At 66.7% G+C, this 18,312-nt stretch carries 15 protein-coding genes; 14 read left to right on the top strand and 1 reads right to left on the bottom strand.

Annotated features, from left to right (window positions below; genetic code table 11):
• From ARC78_RS01665 to ARC78_RS01600, 14 genes are all read left to right on the top strand, one after another.
• On the top strand, positions 1-567 hold the full coding sequence (locus ARC78_RS01665; protein ID WP_054660178.1) for a hypothetical protein: 567 nt from the start codon (positions 1-3) through the stop codon (positions 565-567).
• On the top strand, positions 564-1,949 hold the full coding sequence (locus ARC78_RS01660) for a hypothetical protein (RefSeq protein ID WP_145974263.1): 1,386 nt from the start codon (positions 564-566) through the stop codon (positions 1,947-1,949). The genes ARC78_RS01665 and ARC78_RS01660 overlap by 4 nt, the downstream gene beginning before the upstream one ends.
• Entirely contained in the window at positions 1,946-2,455 is a 510-nt protein-coding gene (locus tag ARC78_RS01655) for a hypothetical protein (protein ID WP_054660174.1), read from the top strand. The genes ARC78_RS01660 and ARC78_RS01655 overlap by 4 nt, the downstream gene beginning before the upstream one ends.
• Positions 2,452-3,057: a hypothetical protein gene (locus ARC78_RS01650; RefSeq protein WP_057505598.1), complete on the top strand. Its 606-nt coding sequence runs from the start codon at positions 2,452-2,454 to the stop codon at positions 3,055-3,057. The genes ARC78_RS01655 and ARC78_RS01650 overlap by 4 nt, the downstream gene beginning before the upstream one ends.
• Before the next feature lies 1 nt (position 3,058).
• The gene (locus ARC78_RS01645) at positions 3,059-3,862 is read left to right on the top strand and encodes a type II secretion system protein (protein WP_054660153.1); all 804 of its coding nucleotides are present in this window, start codon (positions 3,059-3,061) and stop codon (positions 3,860-3,862) included.
• A gap of 33 nt (positions 3,863-3,895) precedes the next feature.
• The gene (gene mshL, locus ARC78_RS01640) at positions 3,896-5,617 is read left to right on the top strand and encodes a pilus (MSHA type) biogenesis protein MshL (protein WP_199398885.1); all 1,722 of its coding nucleotides are present in this window, start codon (positions 3,896-3,898) and stop codon (positions 5,615-5,617) included.
• A 317-nt stretch (positions 5,618-5,934) separates the two neighbouring features.
• Positions 5,935-6,531: a hypothetical protein gene (locus tag ARC78_RS01635; RefSeq protein WP_057505597.1), complete on the top strand. Its 597-nt coding sequence runs from the start codon at positions 5,935-5,937 to the stop codon at positions 6,529-6,531.
• Positions 6,532-6,539: 8 nt separating this feature from the next.
• A complete protein-coding gene (locus ARC78_RS01630) occupies positions 6,540-7,922 on the top strand; it encodes an ExeA family protein (protein ID WP_158499971.1) in 1,383 nt (460 codons plus the stop codon).
• Complete coding sequence (locus ARC78_RS01625) at positions 7,909-9,624, top strand: GspE/PulE family protein (protein WP_199398884.1); 1,716 nt, start codon at positions 7,909-7,911, stop codon at positions 9,622-9,624. Before ARC78_RS01630 ends, ARC78_RS01625 begins: the two co-directional genes overlap by 14 nt.
• Positions 9,621-10,877, top strand: coding sequence for a type II secretion system F family protein (locus ARC78_RS01620; protein WP_057505596.1), 1,257 nt, complete (start codon positions 9,621-9,623; stop codon positions 10,875-10,877). Before ARC78_RS01625 ends, ARC78_RS01620 begins: the two co-directional genes overlap by 4 nt.
• A gap of 13 nt (positions 10,878-10,890) precedes the next feature.
• Entirely contained in the window at positions 10,891-11,574 is a 684-nt protein-coding gene (locus tag ARC78_RS01615; RefSeq protein ID WP_054659372.1) for a prepilin-type N-terminal cleavage/methylation domain-containing protein, read from the top strand.
• Between the two features lie 12 nt (positions 11,575-11,586).
• Complete coding sequence (locus ARC78_RS01610) at positions 11,587-14,235, top strand: hypothetical protein (protein ID WP_057505595.1); 2,649 nt, start codon at positions 11,587-11,589, stop codon at positions 14,233-14,235.
• A complete protein-coding gene (locus ARC78_RS01605) occupies positions 14,232-15,326 on the top strand; it encodes a prepilin-type N-terminal cleavage/methylation domain-containing protein (protein WP_057505594.1) in 1,095 nt (364 codons plus the stop codon). The genes ARC78_RS01610 and ARC78_RS01605 overlap by 4 nt, the downstream gene beginning before the upstream one ends.
• The gene (locus tag ARC78_RS01600) at positions 15,323-16,645 is read left to right on the top strand and encodes a prepilin-type N-terminal cleavage/methylation domain-containing protein (RefSeq protein WP_145974262.1); all 1,323 of its coding nucleotides are present in this window, start codon (positions 15,323-15,325) and stop codon (positions 16,643-16,645) included. The genes ARC78_RS01605 and ARC78_RS01600 overlap by 4 nt, the downstream gene beginning before the upstream one ends.
• A gap of 230 nt (positions 16,646-16,875) precedes the next feature.
• On the opposite strand, the gene ARC78_RS01595 is transcribed toward ARC78_RS01600, so the two are convergent.
• Entirely contained in the window at positions 16,876-17,733 is an 858-nt protein-coding gene (locus ARC78_RS01595; RefSeq protein ID WP_083468463.1) for an AfsR/SARP family transcriptional regulator, read from the bottom strand.
• Between the last annotated feature and the right edge of the window lie 579 nt (positions 17,734-18,312).

Raw genomic sequence — 18,312 nt, 5'->3', positions numbered from 1 at the left:
ATGGCCATCGCCTCGCCGCTGGGCCGGCTGCGCCGGTCACGTCGTCTCTCCCTGCTGGTGTTCGCCGGGACGCTTCTAGCCCTGGTCGCCGCCGCCGCGTGGTTCATCACCGCACGGACCGGGCTGGCAACGGCCTATGACCAGCTCAGCAACCGCAACGAGTTGCTGGCGCTGGCGAAAATGCACCAGCAAGAGGCACAACTGAAGGTCGACAACGCGCGTTCGGCGGGCCAGCTGATGGATCAGCTGGCGGCGCTGGACATGCGCCCGGAGGTCTGGGGCGAACGCCTGATCAACCTGAACCAGACGCAGCTTTCGCGCGCGGACGCCAGTTCGCTGTTGGCCGGCATCGCCCCGGCACCGGAGCGGATCTTCGGTGCCGATACCTTCGAACTTTCAGTAACCCATGTCGAAGAAGGGCTGTTCCATCTGCCACTGGAGCTTGGTGACCGGCCTCCGGCGCCGTTATCGCTGACATTGCGCGGCAGCCTGCTGTTCCGCACCGCCGGCCCGCCCGATACCACCGGCATCGTTGCGCAGACCACCCACGCGAGCGCCCAACCATGAGCATGCAAAGCATCGTCCAGCTCCACGGCCGCTGGCTGGCATTCGGCCACGATACCGTGGCGGTCACCGACAGCCGTCCACGCCTGGAAGGACCGGCCTGGCTGTTCGCCGAATTCGAAGGCGGCGTCAGCAGCGTCATCTCGCTGGAAGGCAGCCCCGCCCATGCGGTTGCCCTGATCGAAAAGCGCTTGCGCGCTGACGGCATGATCGACGGCGAGGGCAAGATCCTGATCCACAAGAACCGCTCCATGGGAGCCGGCTATCAATCGCTGTTCACCGCGGTACCGCTCGAGCTCTGGCAGCAGACCTATGCGTGGGCCGAGGCCCAGCCGGACCACTGTCTGGTGGTGCCCCTGACCTCGCTGATGTGGAGCGCGATCAAGAGTGGCGAAGGTCTGGTCATCCATGCCGGGCGGCAGCTGTGCGTGCTGGCGGTACGCAAGCACGACATCATCTGCCGTTCCTCGATGGCCTACAGCGAGGATGTCACCGACCTGACGATGACCGCCGGTGCCCTCGCCCAGCAGGTCGCCGATGACCTGGCACGCGGCGACGAGGATGCCGAGCCGCTGCAGTTCCAGTGGTGTTCGCTGTTTGTTCCCGCGGCCGAACCGGGCCAGGTACCGATGAACGAGGCGCTGGCGGAGATCTTTTCCGTCAACACCGGTGCGCGCGTCACCCAGGTTCCGATGCGGACTTTCAGCGATGCCGAGGGCCGGCGCTGGTCCAGTGGCATCGACTGGGTACGTGCCCATGCCTCCACCCGCGACGCGGTCAACCCGTTGCCCAGCCGTGCCGCCTATCTGGCCGAGTGGGCCTTGCCACTGGCTTCCGCAGCCTCGTTGCTGATCACCATCGCACTGGGTGCGCTCGGCGCGCGGTGGACCCTCAGCGCCAACGACGCCGAAACGCGCAGTGAGGCCATCTCCGCTGAAATCGCGGCACTTGAGAGCCAGACCCTGCAATTGGCCGGTGACGCTGCACTACCGGCCGGATTCGACAACGCGCTGCAGTTCGTCGAGAAAGCCAAGGGTCTTGCCGACAGGGTGAATCCGGTCAGCGGCCTGGAGGCCGTCCGTCGCGCCGCCAGTGATGAGGTGCGGATCCTGCGCGTGCGGGTGGAACAACCGCCCAGCCAGCCCGGCATGCCGGTACTGCCGGGGGCTGGACCACAGCGCACCCTGCGCGTGGATGGAATGGTGGATGCCGGGCGCGGCACACCCGGCATGCAGGTGGCCACGTTCGTGGAGCGCCTGCGCCGTGAAGGTTTCGATCCAGTCCCGCTGGATCCGCAGTCTGGCGGCGGCACCCGCGCCGGAGGGGGCGTCTTTTCCTATCTGCTCAAAACCGTTGCCACGGGCACGCCGGAGCCGACACCGTGAAGAAAAAGTACATCGCGATGACCGCACTGACGCTCTGGCTTGGTGTTTCGGGCTGGCTGGCGTCAATGGTGATCGTCAAACCGGCGGTGCTGTTCCTCGGCAACAACGCCGAGGAAAGCACGCAAGCGGCGCAACTGCGCGCATCGATCAACCGCAACCGCCAGGTGCTGGAGCTGGTCGCGCGGCTGCGCCCGGTTACCACCCCAAGCGCGGGAGAATCCCTCATCGCCCTGCCGCCGGCCACCGACGCGGCGCCGTCCCTCACGGACGGCAGCGCCACCGGCCCCGACACATTCGCAGGCCCGGTCAGCGTGTCCATGGTTCTTGTCACCAACGGCCGCAGCAGTGCCGTGGTCAACGGCCAACCGGTGAGAACCGGCTCGCGGCTGGACGATGGCTCGCGCGTGCTGGCGATCGGCCGTGACTGGGTGCGGCTGCGCAGCGCCGATGGCCAGACCAGCGTGCTGAAGGTACGCAATCCGGTCATGAGTGGAGACACGCTGTGAAGCCGGCAGCAAAGATCGTGCTGGGCGCCGGCGCCCTGGCACTGGTGGGCGTGCTGCTGGTCGCCGGCTTGCAGCGACAGCCCTCCGCCGCCGTGGCGCCCGCGCAATCCGCTGTGGAAACCGTGTCCAGCGGGCTCCCGCCAGCCGCGACCGCCACGCAGGACACGGTGGCCCCGTGGCAGAGCAGCGGCGCCGCGCAGACAGCCACGCCGGATACCGGTATCGCCACGGCACCCGCGTTTCCCCGCCGTCCGGCCAAACCGGCCGCCGCCACACAGCTGAGCCTGCAGCAGATGGACCAGCAGCTTGCACAGAACGAAGCCCAGGCACAGGCATTGCTGCGCCAGCTCGATACGGCCGCTGCCACGGGCTCATTGCCAGCCAACGTCAATATCGAAGCGGCACGCGCCAACATCCAGATCGCGTTGCAGGCGCAACGGCTCGGCCGCGAGATGGCCATGCTGATCCAGCAGCCCGACTCGCCGCAGCGGCAGGCACGCATCTCCCAGGTCAGTGACGAGCTGGGCCGCCTGCGGGCCCAGTTGCGCTATGACATCTCCAGTGCGGCATCCGCGGCACCGGCCCCGGCGGCCCCCCGCTGATATGGCTTTGCCGCGCCGCCAACGGGGATTCAACCTGGTCGAGCTGTCGGTGGTCACCGGCATCATCGGCCTGCTGAGCGCGCTGGGCGTGGGCGCCTTCGAGCTGTACGGGCAATCGCGTGACCACGCCCGCGCGCAGGCGGAGCTGGCCGAAGCACGCAATGCGCTGCGTGCCTTCCTCGTGCGCAATAAACGGCTGCCCTGTCCGGACAGCAGCGAGGCCGCCGGCAGCAGCCATCTCGGCCGCGAAACCCCGGGCACGGGCACCGCCGTTGCAAGCTGCCCGGCGGCACTGCGTGTGGGCTGGCTGCCGTACGAATCGCTGGGCCTGAGCCTGCCACCGCTCGAACAACGGCTGCGTTATGCCGTCTACCGGAAAGCCGGCACCGACCTGACCCGCCCGCTCCCCCGGTCCGCCGAATTCACCGATCAGGATGGCACCGCAGGCCTGTTGGCCACGCTGGCCGACGTGACGGCTCAACCCGGATCAACCGGCCAGCCGTACTACAAGGTCCCCGCTGGCACGGCCTTCTATCCGGCCGATCCCGCCGGCGCGACTCCGGCCTGCGACGAGGCCGGCGACACCGTCAATCCTGCATTCGCACTGGTAGCCCCCGGCCGCGACAGGGACGGCGACAGCGCCAGCCCGCATCCGCGCTTCGATACCGTCAACAACGGCTTTGCCTCGGGAAGTTCCCTGTGCATGGCCAATCCCGACCGCCCTTCCAGTTTCCGCCATGACGACCTGGTGCTGGCCGAAAGCGCCGGAACCCTGCTCGGCTGGCTGACCGCCCTTGAACGCTGAGCTCACCACCCCGTCTTCTCCGAGGTTCATCCCATGACGCATCTGTCCCGCTCCACGACGCCCACATCGCCACAGACCATGCCGTTACCCCGCCTGCTGGTGGCCGGCATCGGCAGCCTGCTGCTGGGCGCCTGCGCCAACATGCCTCCGCGCAGCGTGCAGGACCTGCCGCCGGTCGAACACAAGGCCCTGGAGAAGACGGGCACGGCAATCGCCGATGAGTCGGCCAAGCTGCTCCAGGCGCAGGACCGCCGTTTGGAAAGCATCGAGCGCAAGGCCCCGCTCGGCACCGTCACCACGCCGCTGGCGCCGGCCTACGACCCGCTGGAGCACAGCGTGGTCAGCATCAGCATGTTCGATGCCGACGTCGGCCAGCTGCTGTGGGCGCTGGCCGGCGAGTTGAAGATGAACCTCATCGTCGACCCCAAGGTGCTCGAGCAGAAACAGCGCTCCAGCCTGCACCTGAGCAATGTTTCGGCACGCGAGGTGTTCAACCACATCCTGGAAGCGTTCGACCTGCATGGCGAACTGCGCGGCGGGGCACTGGTCGTCAGCCAGACCAAGGAGCGCATCTTCAACGTGGACATGCTCAATTCGGTCACGTCACTGGACCTGGCCACCGGTGGCGACGTGTTCGGTGCCGGCATGGCCGGCGAAGGCGGGGGGCAGTCACTGCGCGGTGCACTGTCGATGATCGGCACGGTCGGCAAGGAAAGCGACCCGTACAAGCAGCTCGGCGCGGCATTGGATGTCATCCTGGAGATCGAGAAGGCCAAGCAGAACACCGCACCGACCACGCCCGACGCGCCCAAGCCGGCCGCGGTTGCCAGCTACAACCTGGATCCGAACAGCGGCACCCTGTTCGTGCGCGGTCGCCCCTCGCAGATCCGTGCGGTGGAGGAGCTGGTCGAGCACAACAAGAAGAAGCTGCGCCGCCAGGTGCTGGTCGAAGCCCAGATCCTGGATGTGTCGCTCAACGACAACAGCAATTTCGGGGTGGACTGGAACCTGCTGCGTGATCGCGTTGCCGGCATCTATGCCGACACGCCGGCAACGATTCTGCCGGCCGCCGATTCCGTCCTCGGCTATGACGGCCTGACCCGTCTGAACGAGCAGGCACGCACGATCACGTTCCCCAACCAGACCCTGGGCTCCGCCCTGGGACGCGCGATGGGGCTGAGCTATATGGGCGACACGTTCTCGGCGGCGGTCAACGTGCTGCGCGGCTTCGGCAACGTCAAGGTGCTGTCCAACCCGAGTGTGCGTGTGCGCAACGGCAGTCCGGCCTACCTGAGTGTGGGCACCAACATCCGCTATGTCACCAAATCCACCAGCAACTTCTCCAACACTGGCGGCGGTGCTTCCAACCAGTCCACCGACATCCAGACCGATTCACTATTCTCCGGCGTGGTGATCGGCGTGGCGCCGATGATCCACGACAACGGTACCGTCGAGTTGCTGGTGCATCCGATGCAGACCGAGGTCGATACCGCCAGCCTGGCGCTGAAGGAATTCCCGAACGGCAATGCGGTCACCCTGCCGCAGGTCAACGTCAAGGGCATCACCACCACCCTCAACCTGCGCGACGGCGACACGGTGATGCTCGGCGGGCTGATCGACCAGAACGCGTCCCTGGATGATCGTGGCGTGCCCGGTCTGTCCGACGTGCCGGTGTTCGGCCGCATGTTCGGTTCCCGCGCCAAGCGCCACACCACCCGCGAGCTGGTGCTGGTGCTGAGGGTGAAAGTGCTGTGAGCCTGATCTACGACGCACTGCGGCAGAGCAACGCCCTGCCCGCGCGATCTTCGCCCGCGGCCGTACCTGCCGCGCGGCCGGTTGCGCATGCGTCACGCCACCGCCCACGGCTTGTGTGGGCAGCGGCGGTGATGGCCGGCGGTTTGGCTGCAGGCCTGTTCTATACCAAGGCAACCGCTCCGCGCCGCGCCGCGCCTCAGCCAGTCGCGTCAGTGGCGACCGCCCCCGTGCCCGCGCAAAAGGCACCTGCCATCCGGCAGGTGGCAGCCACGCCGTCACCGGCACCTGGTTTGCCGACACTGCCGCCGCCAACGCCCATGGACCGGGATACCGGCACCGCCGCCATTCCGGCATCGCCGGCACCCTCGCCTTCGGCAGTCGTGCCGGCATCACCGCCGGCATCGGCCCCTGCGGTGGCGCCGGCGGCGACGGGGGGGGCCACGACCGACACCGTGGTGGACGTACAGGCGCAGCAGCTGAGCATCACCGTCAGCCGCCGCGACAGCGGCACTCAGGCCCCGGCCATGGCGGCACCGGCCACGTCCTCTTCCGCGCAGATTCCGGCGCTGCTCAAGTCGCTGGAAGCGGCGGTGGCACGGGACGATGCAGCCGCGATCGAGGCCGGACTGGCGCTGCTGCGTTCGCAGCTGCCGGGCGACAGCCTGACCCTGCTGCGTACCGAAGCCTGGGTGGCCCATACCCGGGGTGAGCTGGTGGCCGCAGAGGAAAGCTATCGGCAGATCCTGGCGCGTATCGCCAACGACGAGCAGGCCGGCGTCAACCTCGCGCTGCTGGAAGCCGGCCGTGGCGAAGCGGAAGCCGCGCAGACCCGGTTGCGGCGCTTGGCCGCGGAAAACGGCAACTCGGCGCTGATCCGCCGGGCGCTGGCGCAGCTGCAGGGAGCCAGCCAATGAACCCGGCCATGATCCGGCACCTGGAGCTGCTGGGACTGCAACGCTCGCCGTTCCCGCCCACGCCCGATACCACCGGCTACTTCCAGACCCTGGCACTGGAGCGCGACCTGGTCGAAGCAGGCCATTGCCTGCGCACCCGCGCCGGATTCGTACTGCTGACCGGCGAAGTCGGCACGGGCAAGACCACCTTCCTGCGCAAGCTGATCGCCGGGCTGGAGCAGGACGGGATGGTGGTCTCGCTGGTGTTCAATACATTCCTTCAGGGCGGCGACCTGCTGGCTGCGGTGCTGCGCGATTTCGCGCTGATGCCGCAGGGCAACCCGGCCGCGGATATCGAGACACTCAACCGTTTCCTGCTGCAATGCTGGCAACGGCAGACCACCTGCGTGCTGGTCATCGACGATGCACAGAACCTGGATATCGAAAGCCTGGAGTTGCTGCGGCTGCTGACCTGCCTGGAATCCGGGCAGGAGAAGCTGCTGCAGATCGTGCTGGCGGGCCAGCCGGAGCTGCTGACGCTGCTCGCGCAGCCGGGCATCCGCCAGCTCACCAGCCGCATCAGCAAACATGCCTGCCTGGACCCGTTGCCCGCTGGAAGTGTTCGCGCCTATGTGCAGCACCGGCTGCAGGCTGCCGGCGGCAACGACCGCTTCAGCCTGCACGAGGACGCTGCCGCCGCCCTGTACCAGGCAACGGGCGGCAACCCGCGACACATCCACCTGATCATGGACCGCTGCCTGTACGGCCTGTACGCCGACAACGGGGCACAGCGCACGATCGATGCAACGCTGGTCCAGGCCGCTGCCGCTGAGGCAGGGGTACGGCAACCACGCGCGAAGCGCCGCCATGCGCCGTCGTGGGCCATCGCCGCCTCACTGGCCGCCCTGTGCGGCATCGCCACCACCACACTGCTGCGCAGCGGTGACAGCCACGCCGAACCGGCTCCGGCCGCGGCGGTCGCGCAGGTTCCCCAGGACCACGCCTGGGAGCGCTGCATCGCGAAGATCGATCCGGCGGTACGGGTACGCCAGTCCGTTCCGGCCCAGACCGCGGCCCTGTTGCAGACGCATGGCGGCCGCTGCCTGCGCAGCACCGGTACGCAGGCGGAAATCGCCTTCGGCGCACCGGCCATGTCACAGCCGCTCGACGCAGTACCCGGACAGATACGGCATCTGCAGCAGCAGCTGCGGGAGGCGGGCCACTACGACGGCCACATTGATGGCCGCCTGGGCCCCCTGACCCATCGCGCCATCGCCCGGCTGCAGCTGCGCTATCACCTGCCCGGCACCGGCATCGCCGATCCGCTCACCCTGCATCTGCTCGACAGCCTCCCCTCCGGCGCCTCCACCTCTTCGAACCCCACGGATATCCCACCCTATGGCCACGGCTGATTCCCGTATCCCCGCCGCCTCGGCGAACACCACCCAGGGGCTGGTGAGCCTCGAACAGGCGCGCCTCGGGGTATTGCTGAACGAACAGGGACTGCTGGACCCGATCCAGCTGCTGTACGCCCGCCAGAAGAACCTCGTCGAGCAGCAGAGCTTCGGCCGCCTGCTGATCCGCCACGGGCTGGCCAACGAATCGGACATCGTCCGTACCCATGCCGGCATGATGGGCATCGAGTTCGCCGCGGTGGAAACGCTGCCCGTGGCGGACCCGCAGATCCTGGCGATGTTCAACCGCGAGCTGTGCCAGATGCGCCAGTTCCTGCCGCTGCGCCGCAACGGCGACCAGCTCGAGGTGCTGCTGGGCGACGCCGATGCCGCCGCCGTGGCCCAGCTGGTGCTGCAGCGCTGCGGTTTGCGCTGCCACTTCCTGCAGGGCGAGTACGGCAAGGTCGCGCGCCTGATCCGGCAGACCTACTACTTCGCGCAGAACCCGATCGAGAGCCTGCTGGAGAAGGAGATCCGCCGCTTGGCGGTGGACAACGACCACGCCTACAGCCCTGAAAAACTGCTCGACTACCTGCTCCATCTGGCGGTACGCGAACGCACCACCGACATCCACATCGCCCCGTCCGAGCACAGTCTGCACGTGCTGTTCCGTGTCGATGGCGTGTTGCGGCCGATGTGGGCGATGCCGAACACGCTCAACCGCCTGCTGGGCTACATCAAGCTGGCCTCGGAAATGGACATCTCCGAACAGCGCCGCCCGCAGGACGGCAGCTTCCGCGCCACCGTGCTGGACTCCGCGCTCACCGTCCGTGTCTCCACGCTGATCACCGAATCGGGCGAGCGCATGGTCATGCGTCTGCTGCCCGAGCACAGCGATCTGGCCGGGCTGGAGGAGATGGGCTTTTTCCCGGAAGACGTGGCACTGCTGGAACGGCTGTTCGCCAAGCCGGCCGGGCTGATCCTGATCACCGGTCCCACCGGTTCGGGCAAGAGCTCGTCCCTGCACGCGGCGCTGCGCATGCAGTCGCTGATCGAACGCAACGTGCTGACGGTGGAGGATCCGATCGAATACCGCGTCCCCGGCGCCGGGCAGACCGAGGTCAACCGCCGTGCCGGCTATGAATTCGGCTCGGCGCTGCGCCACTTCCTGCGCCACGATCCGGACGTGATCCTGCTCGGAGAAATGCGTGATGCCGAAACCGCGCAGGCCGCCGTCGAGGCCGCGGCCACCGGCCACCTGGTGCTCTCGACCCTGCACGTCACCACCGTATTCGGCGTGGTACCGCGCCTGCGCCCGCTGGGACTGGAAGCGCAGGTGATCGCCGACAACCTGCTGGCCGTGGTCAACCAGCGTTTGGTCCGCCAGGTCTGTCCGTTCTGCGCCACCGAAGCCCCGTTCTCGGCCAAGGAATGCGACTGGCTGGGTGTACCGCCCGGTTCCATGGGCCGGCGCGGGCCGGGCTGTGACCGCTGCCGTGGCAGTGGCTACTTCGGGCGTTTGCCGGTGTACGACATCATGATCGTCGATGACGCGCTGGCCAACGGGATTGCCGATGACGTGGGCCGCGAGAACCTGCGCAGCCTGGCGATGGCCTCCGGCTTCAAGAGCATCGAGCAGGTCGCCCGGACCCGGGTGATCGCCGGACAGACCACCAGCGAGGAAGTGCTGCGTGTGGTCGGCGTGGGGCCGGCGCCATGAACGTCTATTACTACAAGCTGCTGCTGTCCAACGGCCGCGTGCGCAGCGGTGTCACCCAGCTGGCCGTCGAGCATGACGCCTCGGCCCGGCTATGGCTGGAAAAGAACTTCGACGCCGTGGTGCTGACGCTCCACCGTTTTCCCGGCTGGCTGGCCGAAACCCAGCGCTCGCTCTCCCACCTGATCAAGCCGACCATCAAACCGGTCGAGCTGTCGGGGATGCTCCGCGACCTGGCGGTGATGACCAGCAGCGGCATTCCCGTGATGGAAGCGTTGCGGGCGGTCGCCAACGAGGTCGGCCAGGGCCGCGCCTCGAACCCGGCCCGCCTGGCCCGCCGCCTGCTCGAAGAGCTCGATGCCGGCGCCTCGCTCAGCGACGCGTTCAGCCGCTATCCGGATGCGTTTCCCGAAACGGTGCGCAACCTGGTGATGATCGGCGACGAGACCGGCAGCATGGACAAGATGCTCAAAGAGGCCGCCGACCACGTCGAACGGATCTCGCGGATGACCGCCGATACCCAGCAGGCGCTGATCTATCCGGCCTTCGTGTTCTCGGCGATCTTCGCCGCCGGCGGTTTCTGGATCTACTACGTGGTCCCGAACCTGGCCGATCTTTTCAAACAGATGAACGCCAAGCTGCCGCCGCTGACCGTGGCGGTGATGAAAGGCTCGGAGTGGCTGATCTCGCATGTGGGCTACATCCTCGTGGCGCTGGTGCTGGCGGCCTTCGCGCTGTGGGTCAGCTGGCGCTACAGCCGCGCCTTCCGCCGCGCAACCCACTACACGCTGCACCGGCTGCCGATTGCCAAGACCATCATGTTCTCTTCCGGACTGGCATTCTTCACCGAGTACATGGCGTTGTTGATCCGCGCCGGCGTGGACATGGTGTCCAGCCTGCAGGTGATGGAACGGGCGATGCGCGACGAGTACTACCGCGACCGCATCATCGCCATCCGCCAGGTGCTCGAACGCGGCGACCGGGTGTCCTCGGCGATGCGCCAGGTCGGCGGCTTTCCCTCGATGATGGTGCGCATGATCAGTGTCGGCGAAGACACCGGCACCCTGGACAGCCAGTTCTCGCGGCTGTCGGAGGAATACAGCCTGCGCCTGCAGCGGCTGATCACCAACCTGTCGGAAATCATCAAGCCGGTGGTCGTGCTGCTGGCAGGTGGCATGTTCGTATTTCTGATCGTCGCGCTGTTGCTGCCGGTCTATGACCTGGTGCAGCAGGCGATCACCTCGCCGCAGATGTAAGGAAACCCGATCCATGAAATCAATCTATCGCGCGCGTGGTTTCACCCTGATGGAGATGTCGGTGGTGCTGGTGATCATCGCCATCATCATCGGTGCCGTGACCGTGGGCCGCGACGTCTACCGCAGCGCCGTGGCCGAGCGCATCAGCAGCCAGTTCGTACAAGGCTGGATCCTGGCCTACGACCGTTACACCACCCAGACCGGCAGCGTGCCCGGCGACACCACGCTCAGCGGGATTGTCGGCGGCGCCACCACGGCCACGGCGCTGTGCGGCAAGGATCTGGTCGATGAAATGCTCAAACGTGGCGTCACCCTCCCCGACGGGGCAGCCGAGGGCCGCCAGGATGCCTACGTCTACCAGGATCGCAATGGCATCCCGCAGCGCATCGAAGTGTGTCTGATGGCGGTGTCCGACTGGGCCGAGCCGATAAGTTCCAGCGGCTATCAAGGGCGCGTGCGCAACGTGATGCGGCTGAGCAACCTGACCCCCGAGCTGGCCCAACAGCTGGACCAGCGCCTCGACGGCCGTGTCGATGCGCGCTTCGGACGGATGCGCGAAGTCGGTCGCCAGGGCGCCACCAGCGGTGCGCTCGTCGCCGATGCGGGTCTGTGGTCCCGGCACGAGCAAAGTGCCGCAGGTGCCAATGTGGATGCGCAGATTGCGGTGGTGCAGGCCTACATCAAGATGAACCAGTAAGCGGAGTCAGCCATGTCGATCCATCTCCCGGTGCCGGACATCGGCACGCCCGCCCCCGCTGCCGGCGGCCGCCAGCGCGGATTCGGCCTGCTGCAAGCCATGTTGGTGCTGATGCTGCTCGGCGCGGTCGTCGCCGCTGCCGCGCTGATGTTGCAATCCGGACGCCCACTGGAGCAGGCCGCCAACCAGCAGGAACAGCTGCGCTGGGCCGATGAGGCACTGATGGCCTATGCGGCGGCCCATTCACGGCTGCCCTGTCCGGCCCGCAACTGGAGCGAGGACCCGGTCAAGGGGGCGGAGGACTGCGCGCTGTCGTCCGGGTTCCTGCCCATCGCGCGGCTGCCGGGTGCCAACGAACAAGCGCTGGCCGCCGGGCCGGTGCGCTACACCGCATCGCAGGGAACGCAGCGCAGCATCGCCGGCGCCCCGATGGTCTTCCCCTCACTGCGCGAACCCGGCGATGCCTACCTCATCCCCGACGCCTACGGTGAGCCGCTGGAAGAAGCCGCCCCGGCCGGTCCCCCCGCCTTGTTCGGGACAACCGGCAGTACGCCTGCGGTCGTCGGCAATGGGCTGGACTTCTGCGCCGCGCTGCATCGCAATTCACTTTCCCAGGGCGATGCCAGCGCTGCCAATACGGTCGATGCCGCCGGTGCGCGTTACAACATCGCCTACGGATTGACGGCTGCCGGCACCCAGCCGGGCCGACATGGCCGTTTCGACAGCGCGGACAGCATCGCGCTGCCAAGTCCGGCGCAACCCGGCGATGCCGACTACGACGACCGGGTGCGGGTACGCACATTCGAATCGATGGCGCACAGCCTGGGCTGCCGCCAGTTTGCCGATACCACCTCGCCCGACCAGGCCCCGCCGAGTGTTGGAATCATGGCCATGGATGCCCTGGCCGGCGCGGTGGCGATCCATACCACCATTGGCGAGTTGCAGGAAAACAACATCGGCAATGGTGAGCTGGGTGTGATCGATGCCACCTTCACCCAGGCCACGACCATCGCCGCCATTGCCCTGAACGTGGGCGGGATCTACGACGCACTGAGCAGCACCTATCTGTCGGCAGGCGAACTGGTTCGCGCAGTTGCCACCTGCATTGCCTCGCTGGGCATCACCTGCTGGGAAGTGGCGTTCAAGATCACCGCACTGGTGACCGCGGTCGTCTCGGCCGTCAGCGGCACCGTTGCCCTGGGATTGAATACGGCCGCGCTGATCCCGGTCGGCATGGCCCTGGACGCCAGCGTCAAGGCCCGCGACCGGGCCAGAAGGGCGGTGAAGCCACAGGCCCAGTCGGTGGAGGATGTGCTCAAGCAGCTGGAGGTGACCCTGTTCGGCGCCATGGTGGAAACCTGCGAGTACAAGCTCGGGGCCGACCATTTCCCGATTCCGGTGATGAAAGACGGGAAGGTCGTGTTCGACGAGAACGGTCAGCCGGTCTACGAATGCCTGAGCAAGAAAACCGAATTCCAGGACGGCCTGAAGCAACAGGTGGACAAGGCCAGGGCCGAGGAGAACCGGACGCTGGCGGTCGAGAACGCGTACTACACCCATCGCATCTCGCCCTTCAATGAGCGCACCATCGAACCGTACCGCATCAATGTCGGTGCATCAGACGCGCGCTACCAGGAATGGCGTTGCGAAGCGACCGGCGGCGGCAGCCTGAACAGCTCCTGCACACTGCCCGCGTCCGGGGAGAATGCCGGCTACAGCTGGAAGGTCTATCTCAAACCCAGCGCGAAGGTCGATGCCCTCAAGCGCCTGCGGCTGGCCGAGCAGTGGTCCGATGCAAAGCGCTACGTGGAAGAGATGACCGATGCGGTCGACGAGCTGAAAAAGCAGAAGGACAGCTTCGCCACGCTGCTGCAGATGGCCCGTGACGATGCCAGCAAGATCTGCGGAAAAGCCACATCGCAGGAGGACAAGATCCGTTGCGACAACTCCAACAACCAGGTCCGCTATCTGGATACCTGCCAGAGCACCCAGTACGAGAACGGCAAGCTGACGGTTGTCGACGAGATGCAGAAGAATCCGCGCGACTACAACCTGCAGTGCAAGCCGATGATCGCCGCCAATCTGGCCAGGGCGGAGAGTGAACTGAAGACCTACCAGGCACTGCTCAAGACGATCCGGAAAGCCTACGACGACCAGCCCTCCCCTTACATCGAGTACCCCAAGCAATGGGTGTTCGAGAAGATGCTGATCGAGGAGGACACCGGGGCCTACACCTGGTGCGGCTACCAGAACCGCAGCGCTGCTTGCACCCGGGCGGGCAAAGACAGCTCCAGCGAGAAGCGGACCCGCTACTACGACGATTTCTCCCAGGAATCGGGCAAACGCGGAATGCCGCTGCTGGATCCGGCACCTTCGTTCATTTGCATGATTTCTGGAGGATGCAGGTATTACACCTACGCGCAGGCCTATTCCGACTGGCAGCGGTCCCGGGCGCAAAGCGAGCAGGCGACCACCAACCGGGAAAACCTGCAGGCCCGCTACAACGACCTGCGGCAAAAGTATGAGGATCTGAAAGCCGCGCAGACCGCCATCGGCAGCGGCCAGGAAAGCCCGATCGTGATCGGTGCCGGCAACCTGATCCTCAAGGCCGACCAGCGGGGCGCGGTTGGCCCGTTGGCACCGGCCGGAGCAGGCCGATGAGGCCGATCTCCTCGCGCCACCACCGAGGCTTCAGCCTGCTGGAACTGGCGGTGGTGCTGGTGATCGCCGCATTGCTCACCGCGGTGGCGGTGAGCTTTATTCCGCTCGGCAAGCAGGTGCTGGGCCGCGATGCCGGCCAGCAGCAACTGGCCCAGGCCGAGCAGGCCATGCTTGGCCACTTGCGCGGCAACCTCCGCTTGCCGGCCGCCGACACCGATGGCGACGGTAAGGCCGACGCCGGCGCCACGGCGGGCTGGCTGCCGGTCCGCGACCTGGGCCTTTCAACGAGGCTGCGCCTGTTGTACCAGGTGCAGCCGGCGCTGCTGGTCCCACCGGCCGACCTGTTCGTGCCGCAGCTGGCCGGCGCCTATGCCGGCACCCCCGCCCCGGCACCGAACGCACTGGACCTGTGCCTGAAGCTTTTCGGCCTGCAGACGGCGGCACCGCTGCTGCCCGGGCTGGAGAGCAGCGCCGCCTATGCGCTGGGCGCGCGCGATGGCTCACCACTGCAAGGCACCCCAGTGGCCGCCGCCGCAACGTTGCGGCTGCCCGGAAGCAGCGATGCCGATGCGTCCATGGCGGTGCAGGCCGCCGGATTCGGCGAACTGGCCAGCCGCCTGTCCTGCAGCGATCGGGTTGCCCGCACACAAGGCGCGGCGCAAAGCGCACTGGCCGCTCACAGCATCATGGAGGTCACCGCCTATACGGCCCGCTTCCGCAAGTTCGACGCGCGCACCGCGCAGATCGTCATGGTCCAGGCCGAAACCGGTATGGCATCGGCGGTTACCGGCCTGGCGTTCGCCATCTTCGACGAGGCCATCGCCATCGTCCTCACCGCCGCAGGATTCCCACCGGATCCGCTGGGAATAGCCATCGGCATCGGCGAGCAGGCCACTGCCCTGGCCTCGATCGGCTATGCCGCCCATTCGGTGGAACTGGCCAAGGCAGACATCGCCAGCGCCAAAGAAGGTATCGAAGCGGCCAACACCGCCTTGATGTATGCCAACCAGCAGCGTGATCGGGCACACGTGATGTACGACACGGCAAGCCGGACCGCGATTGCCCTGGATCAAGCCGGAGTAGACAGATGACACGATTCCACAGGCGTTCGCGACAACGCATGGGCGGCTTCTCGCTGGTCGAGTTGAGCGTGGTGCTGGTGGTGCTGGGCATTGCCGGGGTGCTGCTGGTGCGTTGGCTGACCTATGCCCACGCCGAGCAGAAGCAGGTGCTGCAACGCACGCTTCTACAACGCGCCGACGACGCGCTGCTTGCCTATGTCTCCGCCCGGCACCACCTGCCCTGCCCGGCGGCGGGAATCGACGGGATCGCCAACTGCACGCTGAGCACCGGCTTCCTGCCGCATGCCGAACTCGGGCTGCCCGAACCGCGTGCCGGACGCATCCGCTATGCGGTGTACCGCAATCCTGCGATCACTGGCGTCGATCCGGACCTCGCCTCGGTGGCAGGTGACCTGGCGGTGGCCGTGGACCGCGCCCCTGTCCTGCAGATGCTCGGCAACGCCACCTCCGGCAGTATCAGTGCGCAGGTCGCGCTGCCGACCGGTTGCGCCACGCTTGCTGGCGTGGACTGCACCGCGGTACCGGCGCTGAAAAGCAACGGCCTGGACTTCTGCTATGCCCTGCGCACGGCAATGAACGCCCCGGCGCTGGGCAACCAGGCCCACACCATCGGCAGTAGCGGCCGGGTCACAAACGTCGCCTATGCGCTGGCGCTGACCGATCCTGCGACAAGCGCGCCGATGGCCATCAACAAGGGCCACACCTTCGCATCACCGCGGCGGGAAGCCGGCAACGACTATCAGGACAAGGTGCGGGCGGTCGGCATGGAGCAGCTGTGGAGCCGGCTGCGCTGCGGCGAATCGCTGGGAAGCGCGATGCATGCGCACGCCAATGCCGCCGCGGCCGCTTCGCTGAACGTACCGGCGATGGACGACTATCAGGAGCAGATCGAGATCATGGTCGATCTTGCCCATGCCGGTGATCTGGGTGCAGACGCCGCCATCGTCCTGTCGGTGGCACAGATCTTCAGCGCCACTGCCGGCATCTTCGATTCGATCGGCGAGACGGCGAACTCCATTGGCGGCTGGAGCTGGCGCGTGCCCTTGTCGACGGTCGGACTCGGCAGTGCGCTGGGCGCGACGACGGCATCGGCCGCGTTCAAGGCCAAGAGCGTGGAAAACGTGAAAAAGACCGCCCAGCTCCGCAGCGCGTTTCTCGACGGCACCCCTGCCAGCGATGATCCGGACGGCGGCATCTATCCGTTGCAGCTCCGCGCAACCGCACTGTATCGGGCGGTCTCCCTGCAGGCCCAGCGTGCCGACATGCTCGGCATCACGCCCGGACCGGCCGAGCGCGCCGAGATCGGCAAGATCGGTGCGACCCCCTGATCATCCACAGCCTCCCGGCACCCAGGCGTACGGTTCAACCGCATCGGCGTAGCCATCGCGTTCCGGCCCCGCAGACAAACCGCAGGGCATGGACGTGCCGGCTGCGCCACCAGCGGCCCGGGGCGGACACCGCGCACACAGGGTTGACGCGGACCGGCGCATTGCAGGCAAATGGAAATGGCAGCCATAGGGCTGCCATCGGGAGCAACATGACAGGAGCAACCGCGGGTTCAGCCGGCCATACGCAAACCGGTCTTCACCGCCCTGATTCCGGCCGCTACCGCCACCGGAGAGGGAGCGCGGCGCTGGGCAGGGGAACCACTGGATATGCGGGTAAACAGCCGCCGGGTTTCCACATCCGGCTCCAGGCCCAGCTCCCGCTGAAGCTCCAACTCGAAATGCTGGTAGATCGTCACCGCCACACTGTGCAACCCACAGCCGGCATGGGCGTGCATCAGCCGGCGGGCATGCGCGTTGTTCCAAGGGTCACGCAGACTCAGCGCGCGGGCCACATCGATGGCCCGCTCCCACTGTTCGGCCGCCAACAGTCCATCACAGCAATTCTCCGCCGCACCAACCAGCCGGGCCTCCAGCATCTGCCGGGTGGTTTCCAGCCATGACTGGAAGTTGGAATCGGCGATGTCGTCCATGCCATCCATGAAGACGCGCTGCTCGGTCAGCAGGTGCAACGACTGGCATGGCGCGGCCAGCAGCAGATCAATGTCGAACCGCGGCGCCTCGCTGCGCATCAGGCCGACGGCGGTGCGTTCGATACGCAGGATGTCCGGCCCCAGCTTGGCCTTGCAGAAGCGGTTGAGGTTGCTCAGCACCTGGCGCAGGTTGGTCAGCGCGCTGCTTTCACCCAGGGTGGGCCACAGCAGCGCTGCCAGCGAGACCCGCGAGTGCATGCGATTGGACTCTACCGCCAGATAGCCCAGCAACGCCCAGCCCTTGCGATAGATGATCGGCGCCGGCAGCCCGTCGCCGGAGGCCATCAGCGGCACCAGCGCCGGGCCGCGGTCAGTTAACGCGCTGTTGCACGGGGCACCGCAGCCATGCCTCGTCTCCCGCTCCAAATCCAATGCCATGAGTTCCCCCGGTCCGAAACAGAAATTGCCCTGTACTTGTTAAACCGGCAAAAGCGTCGGAATCCGATCATCGCCCCCCCATTTTCCCGAACCGCGTGTCACGGGCGCGGCTTTCCGCGCAACCAGGTCCGATGAATTCCGTGCAGGCACTAAGTTTCAAGAGCAACCAAGCCGCTGTGGCGGGCATTGCCGGCCCATTGCCGGTGATCACATCTGCAAGCGTTGACATGCGCACCGTGGGGATGGTTATCTCGGTTCCATGTTGCAACGCCACACCACCGCCGCCCACCTGTCATCGAGCCCGACTCCGGTCGCGGCATCGCTGCTTGTACTCGTACTTATTACCGAACCCACAGGTGCGGGACGAGCTGGCGCGTAGCAGAAAACTGCCAGATTCGATCAAAGACCCCGCGCCGACCCCGGTGCGGGGTTTTTCGTTTCCAGCTTCTATTTCATCTGAAACCATGTCTCCGACCCCTGACACCACCAACAAACACACCGCCAACGCTGCCACCTGCAGCGCTGCCCCCTGCATGGTGTCTGCCCCGCCCGCCCCGGCCGCTGCGTCCTGACGCAACG

Source organism: Stenotrophomonas pictorum JCM 9942, assembly GCF_001431585.1.
Classification (GTDB): domain Bacteria; phylum Pseudomonadota; class Gammaproteobacteria; order Xanthomonadales; family Xanthomonadaceae; genus Stenotrophomonas; species Stenotrophomonas pictorum.
Note: the sequence above shows the minus strand (reverse complement) of the source record. Positions and strands in the feature narration are given on the sequence as shown.

Coding starts and splice junctions, on each gene's coding strand:
- ARC78_RS01645 (WP_054660153.1), top strand. CDS start 3,059: ATGGCTTTGCCGCGCCGCCAACGGGGATTCAACCTGGTCGAGCTGTCG.
- ARC78_RS01600 (WP_145974262.1), top strand. CDS start 15,323: ATGACACGATTCCACAGGCGTTCGCGACAACGCATGGGCGGCTTCTCG.
- ARC78_RS01660 (WP_145974263.1), top strand. CDS start 564: ATGAGCATGCAAAGCATCGTCCAGCTCCACGGCCGCTGGCTGGCATTC.
- ARC78_RS01595 (WP_083468463.1), bottom strand. CDS start 17,733: ATGGCATTGGATTTGGAGCGGGAGACGAGGCATGGCTGCGGTGCCCCG.
- ARC78_RS01605 (WP_057505594.1), top strand. CDS start 14,232: ATGAGGCCGATCTCCTCGCGCCACCACCGAGGCTTCAGCCTGCTGGAA.
- ARC78_RS01625 (WP_199398884.1), top strand. CDS start 7,909: ATGGCCACGGCTGATTCCCGTATCCCCGCCGCCTCGGCGAACACCACC.
- ARC78_RS01610 (WP_057505595.1), top strand. CDS start 11,587: ATGTCGATCCATCTCCCGGTGCCGGACATCGGCACGCCCGCCCCCGCT.
- ARC78_RS01635 (WP_057505597.1), top strand. CDS start 5,935: ATGGACCGGGATACCGGCACCGCCGCCATTCCGGCATCGCCGGCACCC.
- mshL (WP_199398885.1), top strand. CDS start 3,896: ATGACGCATCTGTCCCGCTCCACGACGCCCACATCGCCACAGACCATG.
- ARC78_RS01630 (WP_158499971.1), top strand. CDS start 6,540: ATGATCCGGCACCTGGAGCTGCTGGGACTGCAACGCTCGCCGTTCCCG.
- ARC78_RS01620 (WP_057505596.1), top strand. CDS start 9,621: ATGAACGTCTATTACTACAAGCTGCTGCTGTCCAACGGCCGCGTGCGC.
- ARC78_RS01665 (WP_054660178.1), top strand. CDS start 1: ATGGCCATCGCCTCGCCGCTGGGCCGGCTGCGCCGGTCACGTCGTCTC.
- ARC78_RS01615 (WP_054659372.1), top strand. CDS start 10,891: ATGAAATCAATCTATCGCGCGCGTGGTTTCACCCTGATGGAGATGTCG.